General features: G+C 66.5%; 22 protein-coding genes. 16 read left to right on the plus strand and 6 right to left on the minus strand.

Features of this window, described 5'->3' with window-relative positions; all coding sequences use genetic code 11:
- Genes EP380_RS10595 through EP380_RS10605 form a run of 3 tightly spaced genes read right to left on the minus strand, consistent with a single transcriptional unit; the run spans position 1 to position 2,453 of the window.
- Entirely contained in the window at positions 1-1,209 is a 1,209-nt protein-coding gene (locus EP380_RS10595; RefSeq protein ID WP_420845854.1) for a GNAT family N-acetyltransferase, read from the minus strand.
- A 52-nt stretch (positions 1,210-1,261) separates the two neighbouring features.
- A complete protein-coding gene (locus EP380_RS10600; RefSeq protein ID WP_238719822.1) occupies positions 1,262-2,002 on the minus strand; it encodes a glycerophosphodiester phosphodiesterase in 741 nt (246 codons plus the stop codon).
- Positions 1,995-2,453, minus strand: coding sequence for a RidA family protein (locus EP380_RS10605; RefSeq protein ID WP_127598497.1), 459 nt, complete (start codon positions 2,451-2,453; stop codon positions 1,995-1,997). The genes EP380_RS10600 and EP380_RS10605 overlap by 8 nt, the downstream gene beginning before the upstream one ends.
- A gap of 191 nt (positions 2,454-2,644) precedes the next feature.
- Between EP380_RS10605 and EP380_RS10610 the strand changes: the two genes are divergently transcribed.
- The 15 genes from EP380_RS10610 (at position 2,645) to lpxB (ending at position 17,231) form a co-directional block, all read left to right on the plus strand.
- Positions 2,645-3,457 carry a cell envelope integrity EipB family protein gene (locus EP380_RS10610; RefSeq protein ID WP_106569410.1) on the plus strand — a complete coding sequence of 271 codons (813 nt, stop codon included), beginning with the start codon at positions 2,645-2,647 and terminating at the stop codon, positions 3,455-3,457.
- Positions 3,458-3,467: 10 nt separating this feature from the next.
- On the plus strand, positions 3,468-3,812 hold the full coding sequence (locus EP380_RS10615) for a DUF4031 domain-containing protein (protein ID WP_127598499.1): 345 nt from the start codon (positions 3,468-3,470) through the stop codon (positions 3,810-3,812).
- A 194-nt stretch (positions 3,813-4,006) separates the two neighbouring features.
- A complete protein-coding gene (gene rpsB, locus EP380_RS10620) occupies positions 4,007-4,816 on the plus strand; it encodes a 30S ribosomal protein S2 (protein ID WP_127598502.1) in 810 nt (269 codons plus the stop codon).
- A gap of 142 nt (positions 4,817-4,958) precedes the next feature.
- Positions 4,959-5,882 (plus strand): translation elongation factor Ts, encoded by a 924-nt coding sequence (tsf, locus tag EP380_RS10625; protein ID WP_127598504.1) that lies wholly within the window; start codon positions 4,959-4,961, stop codon positions 5,880-5,882.
- A gap of 105 nt (positions 5,883-5,987) precedes the next feature.
- Entirely contained in the window at positions 5,988-6,710 is a 723-nt protein-coding gene (gene pyrH, locus EP380_RS10630) for a UMP kinase (protein ID WP_127598506.1), read from the plus strand.
- Between the two features lie 40 nt (positions 6,711-6,750).
- Positions 6,751-7,311, plus strand: coding sequence for a ribosome recycling factor (gene frr / locus EP380_RS10635; protein ID WP_106569406.1), 561 nt, complete (start codon positions 6,751-6,753; stop codon positions 7,309-7,311).
- A gap of 39 nt (positions 7,312-7,350) precedes the next feature.
- Positions 7,351-8,070, plus strand: coding sequence for an isoprenyl transferase (locus EP380_RS10640; protein WP_106569947.1), 720 nt, complete (start codon positions 7,351-7,353; stop codon positions 8,068-8,070).
- A 43-nt stretch (positions 8,071-8,113) separates the two neighbouring features.
- A complete protein-coding gene (locus tag EP380_RS10645; RefSeq protein WP_127598508.1) occupies positions 8,114-8,929 on the plus strand; it encodes a phosphatidate cytidylyltransferase in 816 nt (271 codons plus the stop codon).
- A gap of 72 nt (positions 8,930-9,001) precedes the next feature.
- Positions 9,002-10,132, plus strand: a complete 1,131-nt coding sequence (gene rseP / locus EP380_RS10650; RefSeq protein ID WP_420845855.1) for an RIP metalloprotease RseP — start codon at positions 9,002-9,004, stop codon at positions 10,130-10,132.
- A 214-nt stretch (positions 10,133-10,346) separates the two neighbouring features.
- Entirely contained in the window at positions 10,347-12,743 is a 2,397-nt protein-coding gene (gene bamA, locus EP380_RS10655; RefSeq protein WP_106569403.1) for an outer membrane protein assembly factor BamA, read from the plus strand.
- A gap of 65 nt (positions 12,744-12,808) precedes the next feature.
- Positions 12,809-13,867: a UDP-3-O-(3-hydroxymyristoyl)glucosamine N-acyltransferase gene (lpxD, locus tag EP380_RS10660; protein WP_106569402.1), complete on the plus strand. Its 1,059-nt coding sequence runs from the start codon at positions 12,809-12,811 to the stop codon at positions 13,865-13,867.
- Positions 13,860-14,333, plus strand: a complete 474-nt coding sequence (gene fabZ, locus EP380_RS10665) for a 3-hydroxyacyl-ACP dehydratase FabZ (protein WP_127598512.1) — start codon at positions 13,860-13,862, stop codon at positions 14,331-14,333. Before lpxD ends, fabZ begins: the two co-directional genes overlap by 8 nt.
- A gap of 12 nt (positions 14,334-14,345) precedes the next feature.
- Complete coding sequence (gene lpxA, locus EP380_RS10670) at positions 14,346-15,185, plus strand: acyl-ACP--UDP-N-acetylglucosamine O-acyltransferase (RefSeq protein WP_106569400.1); 840 nt, start codon at positions 14,346-14,348, stop codon at positions 15,183-15,185.
- Complete coding sequence (locus tag EP380_RS10675; RefSeq protein WP_127598514.1) at positions 15,172-16,053, plus strand: LpxI family protein; 882 nt, start codon at positions 15,172-15,174, stop codon at positions 16,051-16,053. The genes lpxA and EP380_RS10675 overlap by 14 nt, the downstream gene beginning before the upstream one ends.
- Positions 16,050-17,231 carry a lipid-A-disaccharide synthase gene (lpxB, locus tag EP380_RS10680; protein WP_127598516.1) on the plus strand — a complete coding sequence of 394 codons (1,182 nt, stop codon included), beginning with the start codon at positions 16,050-16,052 and terminating at the stop codon, positions 17,229-17,231. Before EP380_RS10675 ends, lpxB begins: the two co-directional genes overlap by 4 nt.
- A 47-nt stretch (positions 17,232-17,278) precedes the next feature.
- Here lpxB and gltA read toward each other — a convergent pair whose 3' ends face one another.
- Together gltA and gltX are read right to left on the minus strand one after the other, a co-directional pair.
- Positions 17,279-18,568, minus strand: a complete 1,290-nt coding sequence (gene gltA, locus EP380_RS10685; protein ID WP_106569398.1) for a citrate synthase — start codon at positions 18,566-18,568, stop codon at positions 17,279-17,281.
- A 204-nt stretch (positions 18,569-18,772) separates the two neighbouring features.
- On the minus strand, positions 18,773-20,197 hold the full coding sequence (gltX, locus tag EP380_RS10690) for a glutamate--tRNA ligase (RefSeq protein WP_127598518.1): 1,425 nt from the start codon (positions 20,195-20,197) through the stop codon (positions 18,773-18,775).
- Between the two features lie 130 nt (positions 20,198-20,327).
- On the opposite strand from gltX, the gene EP380_RS10695 reads away from it, so the two are divergent.
- A complete protein-coding gene (locus EP380_RS10695; RefSeq protein WP_127598520.1) occupies positions 20,328-22,700 on the plus strand; it encodes a ComEC/Rec2 family competence protein in 2,373 nt (790 codons plus the stop codon).
- Positions 22,701-22,896: 196 nt separating this feature from the next.
- Here the strand turns inward: EP380_RS10695 and lexA are convergent, their stop codons facing one another.
- Positions 22,897-23,610 carry a transcriptional repressor LexA gene (gene lexA, locus EP380_RS10700; protein ID WP_106569944.1) on the minus strand — a complete coding sequence of 238 codons (714 nt, stop codon included), beginning with the start codon at positions 23,608-23,610 and terminating at the stop codon, positions 22,897-22,899.
- Positions 23,611-23,810 lie beyond the last annotated feature (200 nt).

The raw sequence follows: 23,810 nt of genomic DNA on the forward strand, positions 1-23,810 counted from the left end.
TCAGCTCTTCTTGAACGGGGCGTGCTCCTCGAAATAGGCCCCGACGCGGGCGACATCGGCGCGCTCGTGGTCGAGATAGTCGGCAACCGCGCGCCTGAGCCCCGGATGGGCGATGAAGTGCGCGGAATGGGTGGTCACCGGCACGTAGCCGCGCGCCAGCTTGTGCGGTCCCTGCGCGCCGGCCTCCACCACTTTCAGCCCGCGTTCAATGGCATACGCGATCGCCTGGTAATAACAGACCTCGAAATGCAGGAACGGGTGGTCCTCGACGCAGCCCCAGTGCCGGCCGAACAGCGTGTCGCCGCCGATGAAATTGATCGCGCCGGCGATATAGCGTCCGTCGCGCCGCGCCATGATCAGCAAAATGTCGTTCGCCATACGCTCGCCGATCAGCGAAAAGAAGCGGCGGGTCAGATAGGGCCGCCCCCATTTGCGCCCGCCAGTGTCGATGTAGAAGCGAAAAAAATCGTCCCAGACCGCTTCCGTCAGGTCGCGGCCGCTCAGCCACTCGATCGCGATTCCGGGCTCGAGCGCGTCGCGGCGTTCCTTGCGGATCGCCTTGCGCTTGCGCGAGGCGAGCGAGGCGAGAAAATCGTCGAAGGAGCCGTAACCGTCGTTGCGGAAATGAAACTGCTGGTCGGTGCGGCGCAGGAACCCGGCCTGTTCGAGGGCGTCGGCTTCGGCCGCCGGCGCGAAGGTGACATGGGCAGACGACACGCCGAGCCGCTCGGTTAGCGTCTTCAACCCGGTCGCGAGCGCGCCGTGCACCGCGGCGGGATCGTCGCCGCGCCGGGCAAGCAGGCGCGGGCCGGTGGCAGGCGTGAACGGCACCGAGACCTGGAGTTTGGGATAATAGGCGCCGCCGGCGCGTTCGAACGCGTCGGCCCAGCCGTGGTCGAAGACATATTCGCCCTGGCTGTGCGACTTCAAGAAACACGGGATGGCGCCGAGGAGGGCGCCGCCCGGTCCTTCGAGCCGCAGGTGCTGGGGCTGCCATCCGGTCTCCCTCACGGCGCAGCCCGCCTCTTCCAGCGAACTTAGAAACCCGTGCGAAACAAAGGGATTGTAGGGCGTCGTGTCATCACTGCTGCAGGTGCCGGCAAGGCTCCGCCACTCGCTCTCGCCGAACTGGCTGAACGAGGGCACGACGCGAAGGACGAAATCGTCCGCTTCGGGAGAGCCATTGCATGCGGGGTCTGTCACCATCATGCCAAGATATGGCGCCCGGTCCGGCTTGCAAGGCAAAACCCGGCGGCCTGTCTCAGGCGGGATCGGGGATCGGCTCGAAGCCCTCGAACGTCATCTGGTCGGCAAAGGCGACGGTGCGGGCGATGTCGTCCGGGGTGCGCACCGTCCAGATGATGACCGGCATGGCGAGCCGGTCGCGCACGAAGGCGACGAACGGGTTGGGCAGATCGGAAACCCCGTAGGACACGAAATCGATGTCGTGGGCGAGCATGGAAAAGTGCTTTTCCAGTTCCTCCGTCTGCGTGCCCATGGCGGTCAACCCGGCGGGAACGCCCGGCGCGTCGGTCGAAAAGCGCCGCACCAGCCAGGGGTCGAAGGACATGATCGCCGCCCGGCCGGAATAGGCGGCGAGATCGCGGCCCACGGCGCGCACCAGCCCCGCATCGGCGCCCTCGGCCCCTTTCAGCTCGATCACCAGCGGCACCCGGCCGGCGACGCAGGCGAGCGCCTGGGAAAGCGAGGGCACGCAGGCGTCGGTTTCCCCGACGCGCATGGCGCCCAGTTCGGCGGCCGTATGGTCTTGCACAAGCCCCGGCCGGCCGGTGAGGCGCTCCAGTTCGGCATCGTGAAAGACCACCGCGACCCCGTCGGCGGCAAGCCTGACGTCGCATTCGATCGCGTACCCCTTGGCGCAGGCCGCCTCGAAGGCGGGCAAGGTGTTTTCCCAGCAACGCCGGTTGAGGTCGTGCAGGCCGCGATGCGCTATCGGGCGCGCGGTCAGCCACGACAGGTCGTGCCTGGCCGGGTCAACCAAGTTCGAACATCGCCTCGATCTCGACCGGCGCGTTGAGCGGCAGGACCGCAGTGCCGACGGCGGCGCGCGCATGCCGGCCGCGCTCGCCCAGCACGTCGGCCAGCAGGTCGGAGGCACCGTTGGCGACCAGATGCTGTTCGGTGAAGTCCGGCGTCGAGGCGACGAAGACGGTGATCTTGACCAGGCGGACGATGTTTTCCAGATCGCCGGCGGCCGCCTTGGCCTGGGCGAGCAGGTTCAAGGCGCTTTGGCGCGCGGCGTCCTGGCCCTGTTCCCGCGTCAGCTCGCGACCGAGCAACCCGGTTGCGACCAGCTTGCCGTCCTTGAGCGGCAATTGTCCGGAGGTCATCAAGAGCGTGCCGGTCCGCACGAAAGGCAGATAGTTGCCGGCCGCGGCCGCCGCGGCCGGCAGGTCGTGGCCCAGTTCGGCCAGGCGCTGTTCGGCTGTCATGATCGTGCGGCTCCCCTCTCTCGTGGCTGTTCGCGCCGGCGTCTGCATCGTGCCGGTGCGGCCACAGTGTAATTTGCTCTGGCTTCCGCCAAGCCATATTTAATACTGTGCCCAGGAATCAGCTCAATGACGGCTTAACCGCCACCGACCGTCATGCAAGCTCCGCCGCGGCGGAGGTCAGGGAGACTACCATGCGCGTCATCCGCGCTTTTGCCACCAGTACCTTGTGCGGGCTTCTCGCCGCGCCGGCCCTGGCCCAGCCGGGCCTGGCGCCGCACCGCGCCGTCTACGACATCGCGCTCGAGGAAGCCTCCGACCGTTCCGGCATCACGGCCGCGCGCGGGCGCATGGTCTACGAGTTCAACGGATCGGCCTGCGAGGGCTATACGGTCAATTTCCGCTTCGTCACCCAGATCGAGACCGCCGACGCCGCGCGCATGACCGACCAGCAGACCTCGACCTACGAGGGACCGGGTGGCGACAGTTTCGACTTCGTCACCAAGGCCTATGTCGACCGGGCGCTCGACCGCGAGGTCAAAGGCCGCGCCCGGCTGCAGGACGGCGCCACCGTGGTGGAGATCGACAAGCCCGAGCCCAACACCGTCACGCTGGAGGCGACGCAGTTTCCCACGCGCCATCTGGAAGAGCTGATCGCGAAGGCCGAAGAAGGGGAAACCTTTTACGAAACAAATCTCTATGACGGGTCCGAGGATGCCGACCGCATCATGACGACCACCGTCATCATCGGCCAGCCGAGCGCCACCGATCCGCAGGACGGCGAATTTCCGGCCGCCGGCGCGATCGAGCCGGCGCGCTACTGGCCGGTGTCGATCGCCTATTTCGATCTGTCCAAGGGCGAGGAACTGCCCGACTACCGGATCGACTTCAAGCTGCATCCCAACGGAATCACCCGCGACCTGGTGATGGACTACGGCGATTTTTCCATGACCGGAAAGCTGGTCGATCTGGCGCTGTTCGACCAGCCGGCAGGCTGCGAGAACTGACGGCGGCGCGGTGGCCGTCTATGTAGACCGCCCGCTGTGGCGCTTCGCCGGCCGCAGATGGTGCCATCTGCTGGCCGACACGCCCGAGGAATTGCACGGCTTCGCCGCCAAGCTCGGCATCACCCGCCAGTCCTATCAGGGGCCGCCCAAGACCTCGGCGCCCCATTACGACATTACCGGGCTCGAGCGCAGCCGCGCGCTGGCGCTGGGGGCCGTCGCCTGCGGCCGCGAGGAGATCGTCGCCGTGTTCCGCCGGGTCCGGGTCAAGAACGGCAAGCGCCGCGACCAAGCCGGCGAGCAGGCTGCGCGCCCCGCGCCGCCAGGGCAAAGGGCGAGGACGGGCCGACAAAAATAGCCGGCCGGCGCCCGCGCAGGCACGCAACCGGGCGCGAGACTTGCAATGGCGGGCGAAATCGCCTATTTGCGCGCTCATTCCACACACGGGGATTGGTAACGCGCCGGGACAAATCCGGTCGTCGCCGCCGGTGGCGCCATCGCGAACGCGGTGTCGTCGTTCACCCGTGGAGGCAAACCGGAAAGGAAAAACCTATGGCACTGCCCGACTTCAGTATGCGTCAGCTCCTGGAAGCTGGTGTTCATTTCGGCCACCAGACCCACCGCTGGAACCCGAAAATGGCGCCTTACATTTTCGGCTCGCGCAACAATGTCCACGTCATCGACCTGTCGCAGACCGTTCCGCTGCTGCACCAGGCGCTCAAGGTGATCTCCGACACGGTGGCCGCCGGCGGCCGCGTGCTGATGGTCGGCACCAAGCGCCAAGCCTCCGAGATCATCGCCGATTCGGCGCAGCGTTCGGCGCAGTATTTCGTCAATGCACGCTGGCTGGGCGGCATGCTGACCAACTGGAAGACGATTTCCCATTCGATCCAGCGCCTGCGCAAGCTCGACGAGCTGCTGGCCGGCGACGCCCAGGGCTTCACCAAGAAGGAGCGCCTCAACCTGGAGCGCGAACGCGAGAAGCTCAACAAGGCGCTCGGCGGCATCCGCGACATGGGCTCGACGCCCGACCTGATGTTCGTGATCGACACCAACAAGGAAGCGATCGCCATCCAGGAGGCCAAGCGCCTGGGCATTCCGGTCGTGGCGGTCGTCGATTCGAATTGCGACCCCGACATCGTCGACTATCCGATCCCGGGCAATGACGACGCCGCCCGCGCCATCGCGCTTTATTGCGACCTGGTCGCCAAGGCGGCGATCGACGGCATCGCGCGTCAGCAGGGCGCGCTCGGCGTCGATGTCGGCGCGGCCGAGGAAACGCCGGTCGAGCCCGCGCTTGAGGCTGAGCCGGCGCCCGAAGCCGCCGCCGGCACGGATGGCGAAGCCGGCAAGGACGCGTAATAAATCCGTCGCACTAATCTGCGAGGCGGACCGGCACGGTGAGCTGCGTGCCGGCCGCGAACAAGGGCATTGTCCGGGCGTGCGCAACGGTTGCACGAGACCGCCGAACGGCGTCTGACCCGACTTGGTACGAGAGGTAGAGATGAGCATTTCGGCTGCACAGGTGAAAGAGCTCCGCGAGATGACCGGCGCGGGCATGATGGACTGCAAGAGCGCACTGACGGAGACCGGCGGCGATATGGAAGCCGCAGTCGACTATCTGCGCAAGAAGGGCGTCGCCAAGGCCGACAAGAAGGCCGGCCGCACGGCCGCCGAGGGCCTGATCGGCGTCGCCGCCGACGGCACGGCCGGCATCGTCGTGGAGGTCAATTCCGAGACCGATTTCGTCGCCCGCAACGAGGCCTTCCAGGATCTGGTCCGCAACATCGCCACCGTCGCGCTGTCGACCGACGGATCGACCGAAGCCGTCGCCCAGGTCGCCTATCCCGGCACCGGCAAGGCGGTGGTCGACCAGGTGCGCGACGCGATCGCGACCATCGGCGAGAATATGAGCCTGCGCCGCTCGGCCAAGCTGGCCGTGGGGCAGGGGGCGGTGGCGACCTATGTCCACAACGCGGTCGGCGACAATCTCGGCAAGCTCGGCGTGCTCGTCGGCATCGAGACCGCCGGCGACGCCGAGGCCGCGCGCGCCTTTGCGCGCCAGGTCGCCATGCATGTCGCCGCCACCAATCCGATGGCGCTGACCACGGAGGAGCTCGATCCCGCCGCGGTCGCCCGGGAACGCGAGATCTTCGCCGACCAGGCCCGCGCCTCCGGCAAGCCCGACAACATCATCGACAAGATGGTGGAAGGCCGGCTGCGCAAGTTCTACGAGGAAGTGGTGCTGGTGAAGCAGGCCTTCGTCATCAATCCCGACCTGACCGTTGAACAGGCGCTGAAGGAAGCCGAGGCCGCGATCGGCGCGCCCGCCAAGCTGACCGGCTTCGTGCGTTTCGCGCTCGGCGAGGGCATCGAGCGCGAAGAAAGCGATTTCGCCGCCGAAGTCGCCGCGGCGGTCAAAAAATAACTCTATCTTAGCACCGCAAGCACTATCAGGGCGTCGCGTGACAACGCGGCGCCCTTCGTGTATCGCAAGCCGCGCAACGGTTTCCCGAACGATAAAGAGTGTGTGATGCCCGCCAATCCGCCCTACCGCCGTGTCTTGCTCAAAGCATCCGGCGAGGCGTTGATGGGCAAGCAGGGTTTTGGCATCGACGTTTCGGTCGCCGACCAGATCGCCGCCGACATCGCCGAGGCGCGAAAACTGGGCGTCGAGGTCGGGCTGGTCATCGGCGGCGGCAATATTTTCCGCGGCGTGGCCGTGGCCTCGGCCGGCGGCGACCGGGTGACCGGCGACCATATGGGCATGCTGGCCACCGTCATCAACTCGCTCGCCATGCGCACCTCGCTGGTCAAGATCGGGGTCGACGCGGTGGTGCTGTCGGCGATCGCCATGCCCGAATTGTGCGAGAGCTTTTCCCAGCGCAAGGCCACCGCCTACATGAACGCCGGCAAGGTGGTGATCTTCGCCGGCGGCACCGGCAATCCCTTCTTCACCACCGATTCGGCCGCGGCCCTGCGCGCAGCCGAGATCGGCGCCGACGCGCTGTTCAAGGGCACGCAAGTCGACGGCGTCTATTCGGCCGACCCGAAAAAGCACCCCGACGCACACCGCTACGAGCACATCACCCATCGCGAGGTGTTGCAAAAGGGGCTGGCGGTGATGGATACCGCGGCGATTGCGCTTGCGCGCGAAAACAACATTCCGATAATCGTCTATTCGATACACGAAAAAGGCGGCTTCGGAGCGATTCTCAAGGGAAAAGGCCGCTGCACCGTCGTTTCCGACGAGTGAGACACGGCCCGCGAATGCCACCGGAAGACGGAGCCAGACAATGAGCAGCGTTTATGACTTCAAGGACTTGCAACGACGCATGGAGGGGGCGGTAAACGCCTTCAAGCACGATCTGGCCAGCCTGCGGACCGGACGCGCATCGGCGAATCTGCTCGACCCGGTCATGGTGACGGCCTACGGCTCGCCGATGCCGATCAGCCAGGTGGGCACCGTGACCGTGCCGGAACCGCGCATGATCCAGATCTCGGTCTGGGACAAGACCCTGGTCGGCGCCGTCGACCGCGCGATCCGCGAATCCAATCTCGGCTTCAACCCGATCGTGGACGGCACGACGCTGCGCATCCCGCTTCCCGAACTCAACGAGGAACGGCGCAAGGAACTGGTCAAGATCGCCCACCAATATGCCGAGAACGCCCGCGTCGCCGCCCGCCATGTGCGGCGCGACGGCATGGAAGGGCTCAAGAAGATGGAAAAGGACGGCGAGCTTGGGCAGGACGAGGTGCGGTCGCGCTCCGATCAGGTGCAAAAGCTGACCGACGACACGATCGCCTCGATCGACAGCGTGCTTGACGAGAAGGAAGCCGAGATCATGCATGTGTGATCGGGCAAACGGGGCTGCTTGCTGATCTGGAAGGCGACGATGACCAAACCGGCCCATATCGCGATCATCATGGACGGCAACGGCCGCTGGGCCAAGGCGCGCGGCATGCCGCGCACCGCCGGCCACCGCGCCGGCGTGGAGGTGCTGCGCAAGACCGTGCGCGCGGCCGGGGAAGCCGGGATCGGCTGGCTGACGGTCTATGCGTTTTCCTCCGAGAACTGGTCGCGCCCGGCCTCCGAGGTCAACGATTTGATGGGGCTGTTGAAGCTCTTCATCCGGCGCGACCTGGCCGAACTGCACCAAAACGGCGTCAAGGTGCGCGTGATCGGCAACCGCAAGGGCCTGAAACCCGACATCAAGGCGCTGCTCGAGGAAGCCGAGGCGCTGACCCGCGACAATGCCGCGATGAACCTGGTGATCGCCTTCAATTACGGCGCGCGCGACGAGATCGCCCGTGCCGCAGCCAAGATCGCCCGCATGGCCGCGAGCGGCGAGATCACCGCCGAGCAGATCACGGAAGACACGTTCGCCGCCTATCTCGACACGGCCGGCATCCCCGATCCCGACCTGATCATCCGCACCGGCGGCGATCAGCGCCTGTCGAATTTCCTGCTCTGGCAGGCCGCCTATGCCGAATTGGTCTACCTGCCGGGCCACTGGCCCGACTTCACCCGCGACGACCTGCTCGCCGCCATCGAGATCTTCGAAAACCGGGACCGGCGCTTTGGCGGCGTCGCCGCCAGGGACGTGGCCTCGTGAGCGCCCGACCGGGCGTGTTGCCGAGCGGGCGCCGGGCACCGCGATGAGCAATTTTTACCTGCGGCTGTTCTCGGCCCTCGTGCTGGCCGGCGTCGCGCTCGGCCTGACCTATCTCGGCGGCCTGGCCTTTCGTGTGCTTGCCGTGGCCGTCGGCGGCGCCATTTTCGTCGAATGGTGCCTGTTGAGCGGCCAGCGCCGCCACCGGGCGCATTTCGCGCTGCTCTGCGCGGTGGCCTGCATCCTGCTCGTCATGGTGCTTGCCGGCCTGCCGCCTGCCACGGTGCTTGTCGCGCTGGCCGCCGGCATCGGGCTGGCGCTGGTCTCGGGCCTGGTCGCGGGGCAGGGCGCTTGGGGCGCCGGCGGCGTCGCCTATGCGCTTTTGCCGGTGATCGCAGCGAGTGCCCTGCGCGGCGACGCGCCCGCAGGCCTGGTTGCGGTGCTGTTCTTGTTCGCGGTGGTGTGGGCGACCGACATTTTCGCCTATGTCGTCGGCCGAATCGCGGGCGGGCCGAAACTCGCGCCGACGATCTCGCCCGGCAAGACCTGGAGCGGGGCGTTCGGCGGCGTGTTGTTCGCGGTGGTCGCGGGGCTCGGCGTGGCGATGGCGGCGGGGCTGCGTGTCGGCTGGCTCGCGATCCTGTCGATCGTGCTGTTGAGCGCGCTCTCGCAGATCGGCGACCTGTTCGAATCCTGGCTCAAGCGCCGGTTCGGCGCAAAGGATTCCTCCAACCTCATTCCGGGCCATGGCGGCGTCATGGATCGCGTCGACGGTCTTGTCGCCGCCGTGATTGCCCTTTACCTGATCGGCGTGGCCGCTTCGGGACCGAACGATCCCCTGGCCGCCTTCGCATCCGGCTGAGCGGCGGCGCGGCCTTGCCGCACACACAGCCCAACGCATGGATGGGATAATAAAGAGATGGAAGTGGGCGGCATGCTGGATTCGATCATCGGCACGAACGGTCTTCTGATCGGGACCATCGTGCCGTTTCTGTTCGTGCTGACGGTGGTCGTGTTCGTGCACGAGATGGGACACTATCTCATCGGCCGGCTGTGCGGCATCGGCGTCAACGCCTTTTCGATCGGCTTCGGTCCGGAACTGATCGGCTTCACCGACAGGCACGGCACGCGCTGGAAACTCTCCGCCGTTCCGCTCGGCGGCTACGTCAAGTTCGTCGGCGACATGAGCGCCACCAGCCAGCCCGACACCGAGGAGATGGAGACGCTTAGCGAAACCGATCGCGCGCGCGCCTTCCACCTTCAGCCGGTGTGGAAACGCGCGGCGACGGTGGTGGCCGGCCCGCTGTTCAATTTCCTGCTGACGATCGTGGTGTTTGCGGTGATGTTTGCCGCCTATGGCCGTTTCGTCTCCGAACCGGTGGTGTCGGAAGTCCGCGCCGAGAGCCCGGCCGACGCGGCCGGCTTCTTGCCGGGCGACCGCTTCGTCTCCGTCGACGGCAGCAAGGTCGAGACCTTCGCCGACGTGCAGCGGCTCGTCTCCGGTCGCGCCGGCGACGAATTGACTTTCGTTATGCTGCGCGAGGGCGAGGAGGTGTTGCTACGCGCGACGCCGGAAAGCACCGAACAGACCGACGCGCTCGGGAACACGATCAAGGTCGGAATCATCGGGGTCGTCAGCTCTGCGGAGGCCGGACAGCCGCGCGCGGTGGAGTACGGCCCGCTGGAAGCCGTCGGCGAAGCGGTCACCGAAACCGGCTATATCATCGTACGCACCGGTCAATTTCTGAAACGGTTTGTGGCAGGGCGTGAAGACCGGTGCCAGCTCGGCGGCCCCGTGCGCATCGCCGACATGGCGGGCAAGGCGGCAAGCAAGGGCTTCGAATGGTTGATACAACTCGTCGCGCTTCTGTCCGTCGGCATCGGTGTGCTAAACCTTTTGCCGATCCCACCGCTGGACGGCGGCCACCTCGTGTTTTATGCCGTTGAGGCAGCGACCGGGCGGCCGGTGTCGGAGCGCGTGACGGAGGCGGTTTACCGGGTCGGTCTGCTGCTGGTACTGGTGTTCATGGGATTCGTTTTCTGGAACGACATATTCGGGTGCTGAGGTACGAGAACGGCGGGCGACAGCGTATTGGATTGACTAGCCATTTACCATTTCCGTCAAATTGCGTGACGTGAAAGCCACGCAGGGCGGATTAGTAAATGCAAATTAACCAGAAGCCTTGCGTGTATGGAATTTCCGGGTAATAGGGTATCAGGCACGATCAGATATCCGGTTTCTCGCCGTGGGGACTACGAGAACAAGGTAATTTAGCCCGATGAAGGCAACTAGGAAATTTTTGAGCGCCGCGTCGGCGGCCGCTCTTTCGGCCGGCATGATTGTGTCCGGCTCTTTGGCAATTCAGATGGCCAGTGTCGTGGTCGCCGAAGCGGCCGTGGTCCGGTCGGTGGACATTCGCGGCAACCGCCGCGTCGACAACGAAACCATCCGCAGCTACCTGAACATCCGCCAGGGCCAGAACTATTCCGGCGCCGACATCGACGAGGCGGTCAAGCGGCTGTTCGGCACCGGCCTGTTCGCCGACGTGCGCATCAATTTCCGCGGCTCGACGCTGGTGGTGGAAGTCGACGAATACGCAATCGTCAACCAGGTCATCTTCCAGGGCAATCGCAAACTCAAGGACGCCGACCTTGCACGCGCCGTGCAGCTGCGGGCGCGCGGCTCATTCTCCAACGCGGCCATGGAAGCCGACGTGGAGACCATTCGCCAGGCCTATGCGCAGATCGGCCGCGAGGACGCCATCGTCACCGCGCGCACGATCGATCTCGGCGAAAACCGCGTCAACGTGGTCTACGAGATCACCGAAGGCGGCCGCACCAAGATCGCGGCGGTGAATTTCGTCGGCAACAACGCCTACAGCGACAGGCGCCTGCGCGACGTGATCTCGACCAAGAAGTCCAACATCCTGTCCTTCCTGTTCCGCGACGACGTTTATGACGAAAACCGGCTGCGGGCCGACGAGGAGGCGCTGCGCCGCTTCTACTACAATCGCGGTTATGCCGATTTCCGTGTGATCTCCGCCTCGGCCGAGCTCGACGAGACCGCCAACGAGTACAACGTCAACATCACGATCGAGGAAGGCGACCGCTACACGTTCGGCGACGTCTCCATCGAGACCACGCTCGACGGCATCGACACCGGCGCGTTCGATTCGCTTTTGGAAACCCGCCGCGGCAATGTCTATTCTGCCAAGGACGTGGAAGACACGATCATCGCGCTGACCGAGCGCGCCGTGGGCATGGGCTACGCCTTCACCCAGGTGACCCCGCGCGGCAATCGCGATTTCGAAACCCGCACCATCTCGGTCGTCTATTCGATCGACCAGGGTCCGCGCACCTATATCGAGCGCATCGAGATCCGCGGCAATGACCGCACGCGCGACTATGTGATCCGGCGCGAGTTCGACATCAGCGAGGGCGACGCCTTCAACCAGGTCCTGGTGCAGCGCGCCAAGCGGCGCCTGGAACGGCTCGACTATTTCACCGCCGTCAATATCTCCACCGTGCCGGGATCACAGCCGGACCAGGTCTATCTGGTCGTCGACGTGGTCGAGAAGTCGACCGGCGAGTTTTCGGTCGGCGCGGGTTATTCCACCGGCGATTCGGCGCGCGGGCGCGAGGGCGTCAACATCGAGGGATCGATCTCGGAGAAGAACTTCCTCGGTCGCGGACAATTCATCAAAGTGTCGGTCGGCGGCGGCAACGGCTCGCGCGATTACGGCCTGTCGTTCACCGAGCCCTATTTCCTGGGCCGTCGGATCTCGGCCGGCTTCGACATTTACCGGCAGACGCGATCCTTCGACAACTACACGTCCGAGCTGACGGGTGCGACGGTGCGCTTCGGCCTGCCGATCACCGAGGCGCTCACCGGACAGGTCGCCTATTCCTATTCGGTCGAGGAGTACGGCCTCACCGGCGCGTGCGACAGCATCACCAACGGAACCGGCGTTGCCCCGCCCGACGGCATTCCCGATCCGGGCTGCGTGATCTCCCCGGCGATCGTGACCGCCGTCGGCCAGAGCCCTTGGGTGAAGTCGGCGGTCTCGGGCACGCTGCTCTACAACACTATCGACGACATGAAGAACCCGCGCGAGGGCATCTACTCGACCTTCTCGGTCGAGGTTGCCGGCCTCGGCGGCGACGCCCAGTATGTCAAGCTGACCGGACGCGGCACCTATTACCACACGCTGCTCGACGAGCAGGACGTGGTCGGCGTGCTGGTCGCCGGCGCCGGTCATATCATCCCGACCGGCCAGACCCTGCGCCTGTTCGACCATTTCCAGAACAGCGACCGCATCATTCGCGGTTTCGAGGGCAGCGGTATCGGACCGGCATCGCTGACCTCGCCCACCGATCATCTCGGCGGCACGACTTATTTCCACGCCTCCGCCGAGGCGCAGTTCCCGCTGCCGCTGGTGCCGTACGGCTTCGGCCTGAAGGGCGCGCTGTTCGTGGACGCGGCCACGCTCTACGGCAACACGCTGCTCGACGCCGATCCGTCGACGACGGGCATGAAGTGGCGGGCATCGGTCGGCGCCAGTATTCTGTGGTCGTCGCCTTTCGGCCCGATCCGCCTCGACTACGCGTTCCCGATCGTCAAGGAGCCGACCGACGAGGTCCAGAATATCAACTTCGGCGTTTCCACCCGCTTCTAGGGTGGAAATCCGCGACCGCGAGCCCGGGAGGACCGGGCCCGCGCGACCGAGGGTTCGGATCCAGAATGGCTGATCCGCAGTTCTACGTGCCGTCGCGCCGCTATACGGCCGGCGAGATCGCCACGTTGGCCGGGGCCGTGCTGGCCGACGACACGCTTGCCGGCAACGAGATCAGCAGTCTGGCCGCCGCCGAAGACGGCGGCGCCGGCGCGCTGGTCTATGTCGAAAAGGGCCGCCATGCCAGGCTGCTCGACACGCTGACGGCCGCCGCCGTGTTGTGCCCGGTCGAACTCGTTTCCCGTGTTCCCGCCGGCATCGCCGCCCTGACGACATCGGCGCCGGCCCTGGCCTTTGCCGACATTGCCGGCATTGTGTGTCCGACAGCCGCGTCGCCGCAGCCCGTCACCGGCGAAACCGGCCTGTCGCCGGCCGCCCATATCGCGGCCGACGCGCTCATCGAGCCCGGCGCCATCGTGGAAGCCGGCGCGGTGATCGGAGCGGGCGCTGCGATCGGGCGTGGCACCATCGTGGCTCCGGGCGCGATGATCGGCCCGGGATGCCAGATCGGCCGCGACGGATATGTCGGCGCCTCGGCCAGCATTGTCGCCAGCCTGATCGGCGACAGGGTGATCATCCATGCCGGCGCGCGGATCGGCCAAGACGGGTTTCGTTTCATGCCATCGCCGCGCGGCCTGAAAAAGATGCCGCAACTCGGCCGCGTGGTGATCCAGGACGATGTCGAGATCGGCGCCAACACGACCATCGACCGCGGCGCGCTCAGCGATACGCTGATCGGCGAAGGAACCAAGATCGACAATCTGGTGCAGCTTGGCCACAATGTCCGCATCGGCAGGCATTGCGCCATCGCCGCCCATGTCGGCGTCTCGGGTTCGGTCGTGATCGGAGATTTCGTCATGCTGGGCGGTCGTGTCGGCATTGCCGATCACCTCAAGATCGGCGACGGCGTCCATATTGCGGCGGCCAGCGGCGTGATGCATGACATTCCGGCCGGGCAGAAATGGGCGGGACTGCCCGCCCAGCCCGCCAAGGACTGGTTTCGCGAGGTGAACATGATACGCAAACTGGCCGGCAACAAGGCACGAAAGGGAAACCGGGATGTCTGACACCCAGGCCAATCCAGTTCTCGACACGCTGGACATCCAGGCATTGTTGCGCCATCTGCCGCATCGCTATCCGTTTTTGCTGGTCGACCGGATCGAAGAGGTCGACGGCGACGATTCGGCCGTCGGCATCAAGAACGTCACCGTCAATGAGCCGCATTTCCAGGGACATTTTCCCGAAATGCCGGTCATGCCGGGCGTGTTGATCGTTGAGGCGATGGCGCAGACCGCCGGCGCCATCTGCGTGCGCAACTCCGGCAAGCACACGCCCAACCTGGTCTATTTCATGACCATCGACGGCGCGAAATTCCGCCGTCCGGTGATCCCAGGCGACCAGTTGCGCATCGCCGTGCGCAAGCTCAAGCAGCGCGGAGCGATATTCAAATTCGCCTGCGTGGCGACCGTCGCTGGAACCAAGGTGGCCGAGGCGGAGATATCCGCCATGATGACGCCCAAACAGAACGGCTGAATACGCGGCCTCATGCAAAAGCGGTCCGAAGATCTGATTCACCCCAGCGCGGTCGTCGAGCCGGGCGCGAACCTGGCGCCCGACGTGCGCATCGGTCCGTTCTGCCATGTCGGTCCCGAAGTGGTGCTGGAGGCCGGCGTCGAGCTGCTCAGCCATATTTCAGTGACCGGCGCCACCACGATCGGCGCCGGCACGAAAGTCTATCCGCATGCCGCGCTCGGCGGACAGCCGCAGGACACCAAACACAAGGGCGGACGCACCAGCCTGTCGATCGGGCGCAACTGCACCATTCGCGAGGCGGTGACCATGCATGTGGGCACCGACGGCGGGCGCCAGGCGACCGTCATCGGCGACAACGGCTATTTCCTGTCCTATTCCCATGTCGCGCATGACTGCATCATCGGCAACAACGTCACCCTGACCCACGGCTCGACGCTCGGCGGGTTCTGCGAGATCGGCGATCATGTCATCGTCGGCGGGCTGACGGCGGTCCACCAGCATGTCAGGATCGGCACCCGGGCCTTCGCGGCCGGCTGCTCGGCGATTGTCGGCGACGTCATCCCCTACGGCATGGTGGCCGGCAACCGGGCCAAGCTGCGTGGCTTCAACATTGTCGGCATGCGCCGCTCCGGCATGCCGCGCGCCGAGATTTTGCGCATGCGCGAGGCCTATCGACGGATTTTCGATCCGCAGCGCCCGCTGACGGAAAATCTCGATATCGTCAGGACCGAGTTTTCCGACGTCGAGGCGGTGATGCAGATCGTCGCCTTCATGACCGATCGCGACAAACGCTATTTCTGCGTACCACCGCGGGGGGAAAGCGATGCGGCCGCTGACGATGAGCACGCCTGAGGCCGCCGAAACCGGCGCCCGCCCACGGCGTGTGGCAATCGTCGCCGGCGGCGGCCGTTTGCCGGCCGATCTCGCCGTCGGCCTGGCCGAGCGCGGGCAAAACCCGTTCGTGGTGATTGCCGGCGGCGAAGTGCTGCCGGGCTCGGAACTGTGGCGCTTCGAGCATGAGGTCATCGAACTCGAGGAATTCGGCCGTCTTGCCCGAGTGCTGAAAAAGGCCGGGGCAAGCCATGTCGTGCTCGCCGGCGCCATCGAGCGCCGTCCGGCCCTATCGCGCCTGAAATGGACGTTCGACCTGATCGCGATGTTGCCGCGCGTCGCCGCCACGCTAGGGCGCGGCGACGACGGCATCTTGCGCGGCATTGTCGGGTTCCTGGAAGCGCGCGGCTTCACGGTGATGGGCGCGCACGAAATCCTTCCCGACCTGGTGGCGACGACGGCGACGCTGACGCGCGCGCGGCCGACGGCCAAGGATCGGCGCGACATCGCGGCCGGCCTGGCCGCCGCGCAGGCGATCGGCGCGCTCGACATCGGCCAGGCCGCGATCGCCATCGGCGGGCGCGTGGTCGCGCTCGAAGGCATCGAGGGCACCGACGGGCTCCTGGCCCGGGTCGCCCGGCTGCGTTCCCATGGCCGCATCGCGACCAGCAGCCGCGGCGTGCTGGTCAAATGCGCCAAGCCGGGTCAGGAGTTGCGCGCCGACCTGCCCACGATCGGCCCCAAAAGCGTCGAAGGCGCACACGCGGCCGGCCTGGTCGGCATCGCTGTCGAGGCCGGGCATTCCATCATTCTCGACCAGCGCAAGGTGATCGAGGCCGCGGACCGGCTCGGGCTTTTCGTGACCGGGGTCGACGGGCGCGCGCCATGAGCGCCGCCGCACCGCTTCGCATCGCGGTGATCGCAGGCGAAGAATCCGGCGACCTTCTCGGCGCCGATCTGGTGCGTACGCTGGCCGACGCCTTCGGACATGCGCCGCAGCTCGTCGGCGTCGGCGGCCAACATCTCGCCGGGCTCGGACTGCGCTCGCTGTTCGATCCCGAGGAGATCGCGCTGATGGGCTTTACGGCGGTGGTGGCCCGGCTGCCGCAACTGGCCCGCCGCATCGCCACCACGGCACGGGCGCTTGCCGAGATCAGGCCGGACGTGCTGATCACCATCGACAGCCCCGATTTCAGCCTGCGGGTGGCGAAGTCGCTGCGCAAGCGCGCGCCCGACATCCCGATCGTGCACTATGTATGCCCGAGCGTCTGGGCCTGGCGCCCCGGACGCGCGGCTCGGATGGCCGCCTTCGTCGACCACGTTCTGTGCGTGCTGCCGTTCGAGGTCGACGTGTTGCGCCGGCTGGGCGGCCCGCCAGCCACCTATGTCGGCCACCGCCTGGTGCACGATCCCGCCATCAAGGCCGCCGCCGCCCACCAGCGCGCCAAGAAACCGGCCATGGCGGGGGAGGCGGTCAAGCTGCTGGTGCTGCCCGGCTCGCGTCGTTCGGAGCTGCGGCGGCTGACCGAGCCGTTCGGCAAGACCGTCGCGCTCATGCAGCAGCGCGGGCTGAAGCTCGACGTGACGATACCGACATTGCCGCATCTGCAAGAAACGCTCGCGACAACGACGCGCGACTGGGCAAGCGTGCCCAACATCGTCACCACGACGCAGTGCAAATACGACGCTTTCGGCCAGGCCCACGCCGCGCTTGCCGCCTCCGGCACGGTGTCGCTGGAACTTGCCCTTGCCGGCGTGCCGCTGGTGTCGTGCTACAAGGCCGATTTGTTGTTCAAGTTCGCCTACTCGTTCCTGACGACATGGAGCGGATCGCTGCCGAACCTGGTGGCCGACTACCCCGTCGTGCCGGAATATTACGACGCGTTCGTCAGCCCCGACCTGCTGGCCCGCCAGCTCGAGCGCCTGGTCGCCGACACGCCGCAGCGCACGGCCCAGCGCGCCGGCTTCGCCGAGATCGCACGCGCGATGGCAACCGAGCGGCCGGCCGGCGAGCTTGCGGCCGAAACGGTCAAGACCCTGCTGAACCAACGAAAAACGGCGCCCTGAGGCGCCGTTTGGAGCGGGACCGGTCTTGCGGCTGGCGCGAAACCGCTTCAGCGCTTGGCGATCGCCACGTAGTCGCGCGACTTTTCGCCGGTATAGAGCTGGCGGGGACGCCCGATCTTCTGATGCGGGTCCTCGATCATCTCCTTCCACTGCGCGATCCAGCCGACGGTGCGGGCCAGCGCGAACAGCACGGTGAACATGGTGGTCGGAAAGCCCATCGCCTTGAGCGTGATGCCGGAATAGAAGTCGATGTTCGGATAGAGCTTCTTTTCGATGAAATACTCGTCCGTCAGGGCGATCTTTTCCAGCTCCATCGCCACTTCCAACAGCGGGTCGTCCTTGATGCCCAGTTCGGCCAGCACCTCGTGCGTGGTCTTCTGCATGATCTTGGCGCGCGGATCGTAGTTCTTGTAGACGCGGTGGCCGAAACCCATCAGCCGGAACGGGTCGTCCTTGTCCTTGGCGCGGTCGATGAATTCGGGAATCCGCTCCGGCGTCCCGATCTCGGCCAGCATGTTGAGCGCGGCCTCGTTGGCGCCGCCATGGGCCGGCCCCCAAAGACAGGCGATGCCGGCGGCGATGCAGGCAAACGGATTGGCGCCCGACGAACCGGCCAGGCGCACGGTCGAGGTGGAGGCGTTCTGCTCGTGGTCGGCATGCAGGATGAAAATGCGGTCCATGGCGCGCGCCAGAACCGGATTGACCTTGTATTCCTCGCACGGCACCGAAAAGCACATATGCAGGAAATTGGCCGCGTAGCTCAGCTCGTTCTTGGGATACATGAAGGGCTGGCCGATATGGTATTTATAGGCCATGGCGGCGATGGTCGGCATCTTGGCGATCATGCGCATGGAAGCAACCATGCGCTGGTGCGGATCGGCGATGTCGGTGGAATCGTGATAAAAGGCCGACAGCGCGCCGACCACGCCGCACATCACCGCCATCGGGTGGGCGTCGCGGCGAAAACCGGTGAAGAAGCGCGACATCTGCTCGTGCAGCATGGTGTGACGCGTCACGCGATAGTCGAAATCCAGCTTCTGCGCCTTGGTCGGCAACTCGCCGTAAAGCAGCAGATAGCAGACCTCGAGAAAATCGCCGTGCTCGGCCAGCTGCTCGATCGGATAGCCGCGATGCAGCAAAATGCCCTCGTCGCCGTCAATATAGGTGATCTTCGATTCGCAGCTTGCCGTGGAGGTGAAACCGGGGTCGTAGGTGAACATCCCGGTATCCCTGTAAAGTGACGCGATATCCACCACGCTCGGGCCGACGGAACCTGGCCTGACGTTCAAATCCATACTGTTGCCGCCATATTCGAGCTTCGCGGTGGAATCTGTCATGGAGAACTCCTTCGTCTAAAATGGCTAGCCAAACGGGAACCGCCGCGACGAATTTTCGCGGCGTCAAAAGTGCGCTTTAGCTATCCTATTTCCCGTTTCGTGCCAAGCAGGCCGAAAGGGTGATGCTGCGGTGCAAAAGAGCCGGCGCGACCGGCTCTTCCGTACCCACAATACCCTTTGGAGACACGGTTGCGCAAATCGCGATCAGCCGATGGCGTCGCCGATACGGGCCAGGCTCTCGTCGCGTCCGAGCACCGCCAGCACGTCGAATACGCCCGGCGAGACCGTACGCCCGGTAAGCGCGGCGCGCAGCGGCTGGGCGACCGCACCAAGCTTCAGCCCGGCCTCGGCGGCGAAGTCGCGGATCGCGGCTTCCGCCGTCTCCGCGCTCCAGTCCTGGCCGACATTTTCCAGCGCCGTCCTGGCACCGGCCAACGTCTGGCGCGCCGCTGCGTCGAGCAGGGCGGCAGCCTTGTCGTCGAAGGACAGCGGGCGTTCGGCGAACAGATAGGTTGCGTTCTCAAGCAGCTCGACCAGGGTCTTGGCACGCTCCTTCAAGCCGGGCAGGGCGGCCAGCAGCATTGTTTTTTTCGCCGCGTCGAGCCGCTCGGCCACCGCCGGGCCGCCTTCCAGATGGGGCAGGGTGGCGAGCAGCAGGTCGAGCAGATCCGCGTCGGCCATCGACCGCAGATGATGGCCGTTCACCGCTTCCAGCTTCTTGAAATCGAACCGGGCCGCGCCTTTGTTGACGTCCTCGATCTCGAACCAGCCGATCATGTCCTGGGTAGACATGATCTCGTCGTCGCCGTGGCTCCAGCCGAGCCGGGCCAGATAGTTGCGCAGCCCCGCCGGCAGATAACCCATGGCGCGATAGGCCTCGACCCCGAGCGCACCGTGCCGTTTCGACAGTTTTGCCCCGTCCGGCCCGTGGATCAGCGGGATATGGGCCATTACCGGCACCTCCCAGCCCATCGCCCGGTAGATGATGGTCTGGCGCGCCGCATTGGTCAGATGATCGTCGCCGCGAATGATGTGGGTCACCCCCATGTCGTGGTCGTCGACGACGACGGCCAACATATAGGTCGGGCTCTTGTCCGAGCGCAGGATGACGAAATCGTCGAGATCCTTGTTGGGAAAGCGGACGTCGCCTTGCACCCGGTCGGCGACCACGGTTTCGCCGGTTTGCGGCGCCTTGATGCGCACCACCGGGTCGATTCCGGCCGGGGCCTCGGCGGGATCGCGGTCGCGCCAGCGCCCGTCATAGCGCGGCGGCCGGCCCTCGGCGCGGGCGGTTTCGCGCATCGCCTCCAGCTCGGCCTGGCTGGCATAGCAATAATAGGCCTCGCCGCGCCGCACGAGCTCTTCGGCGATCTCGCGGTGTCTGTCGGCGCGCGCGGCCTGGGAGACGGGCTCGCCGTGCCAGTCGAGGCCGAGCCAGGAAAGCCCGTCGAGGATCGCCGCCGTGGCCGCCTCGGTCGAGCGTTCGCGGTCCGTGTCCTCGATGCGCAACAGCATCTGCCCGCCCGTATGCCTGGCATAAAGCCAGTTGAACAAGGCGGTGCGGGCGCCGCCAATGTGCAGATAGCCGGTGGGCGAGGGCGCAAAACGCGTAACGACGGTCTTGGTCATGGCACTGTCCAGGAGATTCTTGGGCTGCCGCCGCGCCGAACGGGCGGCGCATGGGTGATTTTGATCGGCGTTCATGTAGCATAGGTGTCCGCCCGCGCAAGCGCCGGCCGCATCGTGAGGCGACGGCCCGATGAGCACGATGGAGACACAGCGCCTGGAAAGGGCGGCCGCGCCGGCCGCCGCGGGCGCGCACGTGCCGGCCAGCCGGCAGTCCGATCGCGCCCGGCCGGCATCCATATCGGGCGCCCTGGTGTCCGCCGGCCGCGCCTTTGCCGCGGCATTGGCGCTGGAAGAAGCGCGCGGCACGCCCTTTCTCCTGGTTCCGGTGCTGTTCTGCGCCGGGGCAGCGCTCTATTTCGCACTGCCCTTCGAGCCGGGCTGGCCGCTGCTTGCGGCCGCGCTTGTCGGGCCGGCGGCGGCCCGGTTTCTTGTCGCCCGGCACAGGGTCGCGGCACGGCTATGCGCGGCGTTCGCGTTTGCAGCGGCCGGCGCGGGTGCCGGCAAGATCGAAACCGTGCGCGCCGACACCGCCATGCTGGGCTCGGCCGTCTCGACCGTGCTGACCGGGCGCGTGGTCAGGGTCGAGCACCAGGCGAGCGGGCGCACGCGCTACACGATCGACGTGGAGACGACGCGGCGGCCGCTGCTGCGTTACGCGCCCGATCGCGTTCGCGTCACGGCGCGCGCCGATCCCGGCATCGCCGCCGGCGAGCGCATCGAGGGGGTCGTGCGGCTTTTCCCGCCCTCCGGCCCGGTTCGCCCCTATGGCTACGATTTCGCCTTCGAAAGCTACATGGCCGGCATCGGCGCGACCGGGTTCTTTCTCGGCATGCCGGACAGGCAAATGTCCGCCGGCGCGCGCGATATCGCCCCGCGCCTTGCCGCCGGGCTGGCCAATATGCGCCAGGCGATCGCCGGGCGGATCAGGCGCCATGTCGCGGGCGCGGAAGGCGAGATCGCCGCCGCGCTGATCGCCGGCACCCGCGCCGGCATTCCCGAGGAGGTCGACGAGGCGCTGCGCCGGGCCGGCCTCGCACACATCCTGTCGATATCCGGCCTGCACATGGCCCTCGTCGCCGGCACGGTGATGCTGGCGCTGCGGGCGCTGTTCGCGCTCGCGCCGGGCTTTTCCTCGCGCCGGCCGGTCAAAAAATACGCCGCCGCGCTGGCGCTTGCCGCGGCCGCCTATTATCTGGCGATTTCCGGCGCCGCGGTCGCCGCCCAGCGCTCGTTCATCATGATCGCGGTGATGCTGGTGGCGCTGCTGTTCGACCGCGCCGCAATCACCATGCGCAATCTGGCAATCGCGGCGCTGATCATCGCCGCGCTGGCCCCGCACGAGGTGGTCGGGCCGAGTTTCCAGATGTCGTTCGCCGCCACGGCGGCGCTGATCGCGGCCTATACGGCCTGGTCGAACCGGGTTTCGGCAAGGACGGGCGCCGGCCGCGCCCCGCCACGGGGCGGGCTGAACGCGGCCGGGCGCCGCCTGGCTTATTTCGCCACGGGGATCGCGGCAACCTCGCTGATCGCCGGCGGCGCGACCACGGTCTACGCGATCTGGCATTTCCACCGTGTCGCCCCGCTCGGGCTGGTTGCCAATCTCGCCGCCATGCCGGTCGTGTCGACGCTGATCATGCCGCCGGCCGTCGCCGCCGGCGTGTTGATGCCGGTGGGGCTGGAAGGTCCGCCGCTGACGGTGATGGGGCAGGGGATCGCGATCATGGTGGCGGTGGCGCGCTGGGTTGCCGATCACAGCCCGATCGACGCTGTTGGGGCGATGCCGCCGCTGGCGCTTATCCTGTTCACCGCCGCGCTTCTCGTCGCGACCATCGCGACCTCCGGCCTGCGCTGGCTGGCGCTGCCGCTGGCGCTGGCCGCAACGCTGGCCTTCGGCATGCGCACGCCGCCCGACCTGCTGGTTTCCGAGGACGCCCGGCTGGCCGCCTTGATGCGCGATGACGGCCTATTCGCCGTCAATCGCCCGCGACCGAACGGTTTTACCATCGGCATCTGGCAAAAGGCGCTGGCAGCCACGGGTTACGTCAAGCCGCGCGACCGCGCCGACGGCAAGCCCGAGGCGGAGACGCGCTTCGTCTGCGACGCCGCGGCCTGCGAGGCCGTCCATGCCGGCGGCGCCGTGGTGGTGCACGCCAAGACCCGGGCCGCGGCCGCGCCGTTTTGCGGCGTGGCGAGCGTGATCGTGATCGCGGACGCGACCGCCGCCAATCCGTGCCGGGCGAAAGACATTCTTGTCGTGACCGCGCGCGACCTTGCCCGCCGCGGCAGTCTCGAAGTGCGCTTCAAGCAAGTTGGAACCGAAAGCGCCGGCGCGAGCGGGGGGCCGTTGCGCGCCGAAGCGCGCTTCGCCCTGCCGCGGAACGAACGGCCATGGTTCGCGCACCGCAAATTCTCGCGCGAGGCCCGCGGTCTCGCGCCTTACAAGCGCGGCGAGAAAAGCAGGAACAACAAGAACGGCAAAAGCGGGAAAGGCGACAAAAGCTGAGCCATCCGCCGTGGCGGCGAGATCGGCGGCCGACAAAGCGGCGCCCGATCGAGCCGCGGCCAGACTACATATGTGCCGAAACCGGCCCAAAAAGTCCGGCAGGCACGGGATCCGGCTGTTTGAAAACTCCGCCGCGTCCAACCCCCGCCGACACCGGCCCGACCTGGGTCGCCGGCGCGACCGACACCGGGAAACGTCAGTAGCGGCGGATCAGGCCGACCAGCCGCCCTTGGACTTTGACCTGGTCGGGGCCGTAGATGCGAGTTTCGTAGGCCGGGTTGGCAGCTTCGAGCGCGATCGAGGCGCCCTTGCGCCGAAACCGTTTCAGGGTCGCCTCGGCGTCTTCCACCAACGCCACGACGATGTCGCCGGGATTAGCGGTCGCCGCGCTGCGGATGATGACGGTGTCGCCGTCGAGAATGCCGGCATCGATCATGGAATCGCCGCGCACCTCGAGCGCGTAGTGCTCGCCGGCCGACAGCATGTCGGGCGGCACGGCGATCGCATGCGTTTGATGCTGGATGGCGTCGATCGGCACGCCGGCGGCGATCCGCCCCATGACCGGCACCGACACGCCGCCGCCAGCGTCGTCATTGGCCGACACGGGCGGGGCCGGCTTGGGTTTGGGCTTGCCGAGACTGCCCTCGATGACGCTCGGCGAAAAGCTGCGCGGCCGCCCGAGCCCCGGAGAGATCGATTCGGGCAGGCGCAGCACTTCCAGCGCACGGGCGCGATTGGGCAACCGGCGGATGAAACCGCGCTCCTCCAGCGCCGTGATCAGCCGATGAATGCCCGATTTGGAGGCGAGATCGAGCGCTTCCTTCATTTCGTCGAAGGAGGGCGGAATGCCGGTTTCCTTCAGCCGTTGATGGATGAAAAGCAGCAGCTCGTGTTGTTTTCGGGTTAACATGGCGGCCCCAGTGGAATCATCGACAAACAAAACCAGAACAAATTGTATCTGTTCTCACCTTGTTCCGCAAGTGTCCGAGCGCCGAAAGACGAAAACGATGCCGGCAACGCCGCCGACGGCATGCCGCGCCCGGTCTTCGGGCAGGCACCGATACCCGCGACAAGGGAAGGCCGCGGATGTTGAAACGCGGCGTCCCCGTT

The sequence above is a fragment of the Nitratireductor alexandrii genome (assembly GCF_004000215.1).
In the GTDB taxonomy this organism is placed as follows: domain Bacteria; phylum Pseudomonadota; class Alphaproteobacteria; order Rhizobiales; family Rhizobiaceae; genus Mangrovimarina; species Mangrovimarina alexandrii.

Coding starts and splice junctions, on each gene's coding strand:
- EP380_RS10595 (WP_420845854.1), bottom strand. CDS start 1,209: ATGATGGTGACAGACCCCGCATGCAATGGCTCTCCCGAAGCGGACGAT.
- EP380_RS10605 (WP_127598497.1), bottom strand. CDS start 2,453: ATGACAGCCGAACAGCGCCTGGCCGAACTGGGCCACGACCTGCCGGCC.
- EP380_RS10610 (WP_106569410.1), top strand. CDS start 2,645: ATGCGCGTCATCCGCGCTTTTGCCACCAGTACCTTGTGCGGGCTTCTC.
- rpsB (WP_127598502.1), top strand. CDS start 4,007: ATGGCACTGCCCGACTTCAGTATGCGTCAGCTCCTGGAAGCTGGTGTT.
- tsf (WP_127598504.1), top strand. CDS start 4,959: ATGAGCATTTCGGCTGCACAGGTGAAAGAGCTCCGCGAGATGACCGGC.
- pyrH (WP_127598506.1), top strand. CDS start 5,988: ATGCCCGCCAATCCGCCCTACCGCCGTGTCTTGCTCAAAGCATCCGGC.
- frr (WP_106569406.1), top strand. CDS start 6,751: ATGAGCAGCGTTTATGACTTCAAGGACTTGCAACGACGCATGGAGGGG.
- EP380_RS10640 (WP_106569947.1), top strand. CDS start 7,351: ATGACCAAACCGGCCCATATCGCGATCATCATGGACGGCAACGGCCGC.
- EP380_RS10645 (WP_127598508.1), top strand. CDS start 8,114: ATGAGCAATTTTTACCTGCGGCTGTTCTCGGCCCTCGTGCTGGCCGGC.
- rseP (WP_420845855.1), top strand. CDS start 9,002: ATGCTGGATTCGATCATCGGCACGAACGGTCTTCTGATCGGGACCATC.
- bamA (WP_106569403.1), top strand. CDS start 10,347: ATGAAGGCAACTAGGAAATTTTTGAGCGCCGCGTCGGCGGCCGCTCTT.
- lpxD (WP_106569402.1), top strand. CDS start 12,809: ATGGCTGATCCGCAGTTCTACGTGCCGTCGCGCCGCTATACGGCCGGC.
- fabZ (WP_127598512.1), top strand. CDS start 13,860: ATGTCTGACACCCAGGCCAATCCAGTTCTCGACACGCTGGACATCCAG.
- lpxA (WP_106569400.1), top strand. CDS start 14,346: ATGCAAAAGCGGTCCGAAGATCTGATTCACCCCAGCGCGGTCGTCGAG.
- EP380_RS10675 (WP_127598514.1), top strand. CDS start 15,172: ATGAGCACGCCTGAGGCCGCCGAAACCGGCGCCCGCCCACGGCGTGTG.
- lpxB (WP_127598516.1), top strand. CDS start 16,050: ATGAGCGCCGCCGCACCGCTTCGCATCGCGGTGATCGCAGGCGAAGAA.
- gltA (WP_106569398.1), bottom strand. CDS start 18,568: ATGACAGATTCCACCGCGAAGCTCGAATATGGCGGCAACAGTATGGAT.
- gltX (WP_127598518.1), bottom strand. CDS start 20,197: ATGACCAAGACCGTCGTTACGCGTTTTGCGCCCTCGCCCACCGGCTAT.
- EP380_RS10695 (WP_127598520.1), top strand. CDS start 20,328: ATGAGCACGATGGAGACACAGCGCCTGGAAAGGGCGGCCGCGCCGGCC.
- lexA (WP_106569944.1), bottom strand. CDS start 23,610: ATGTTAACCCGAAAACAACACGAGCTGCTGCTTTTCATCCATCAACGG.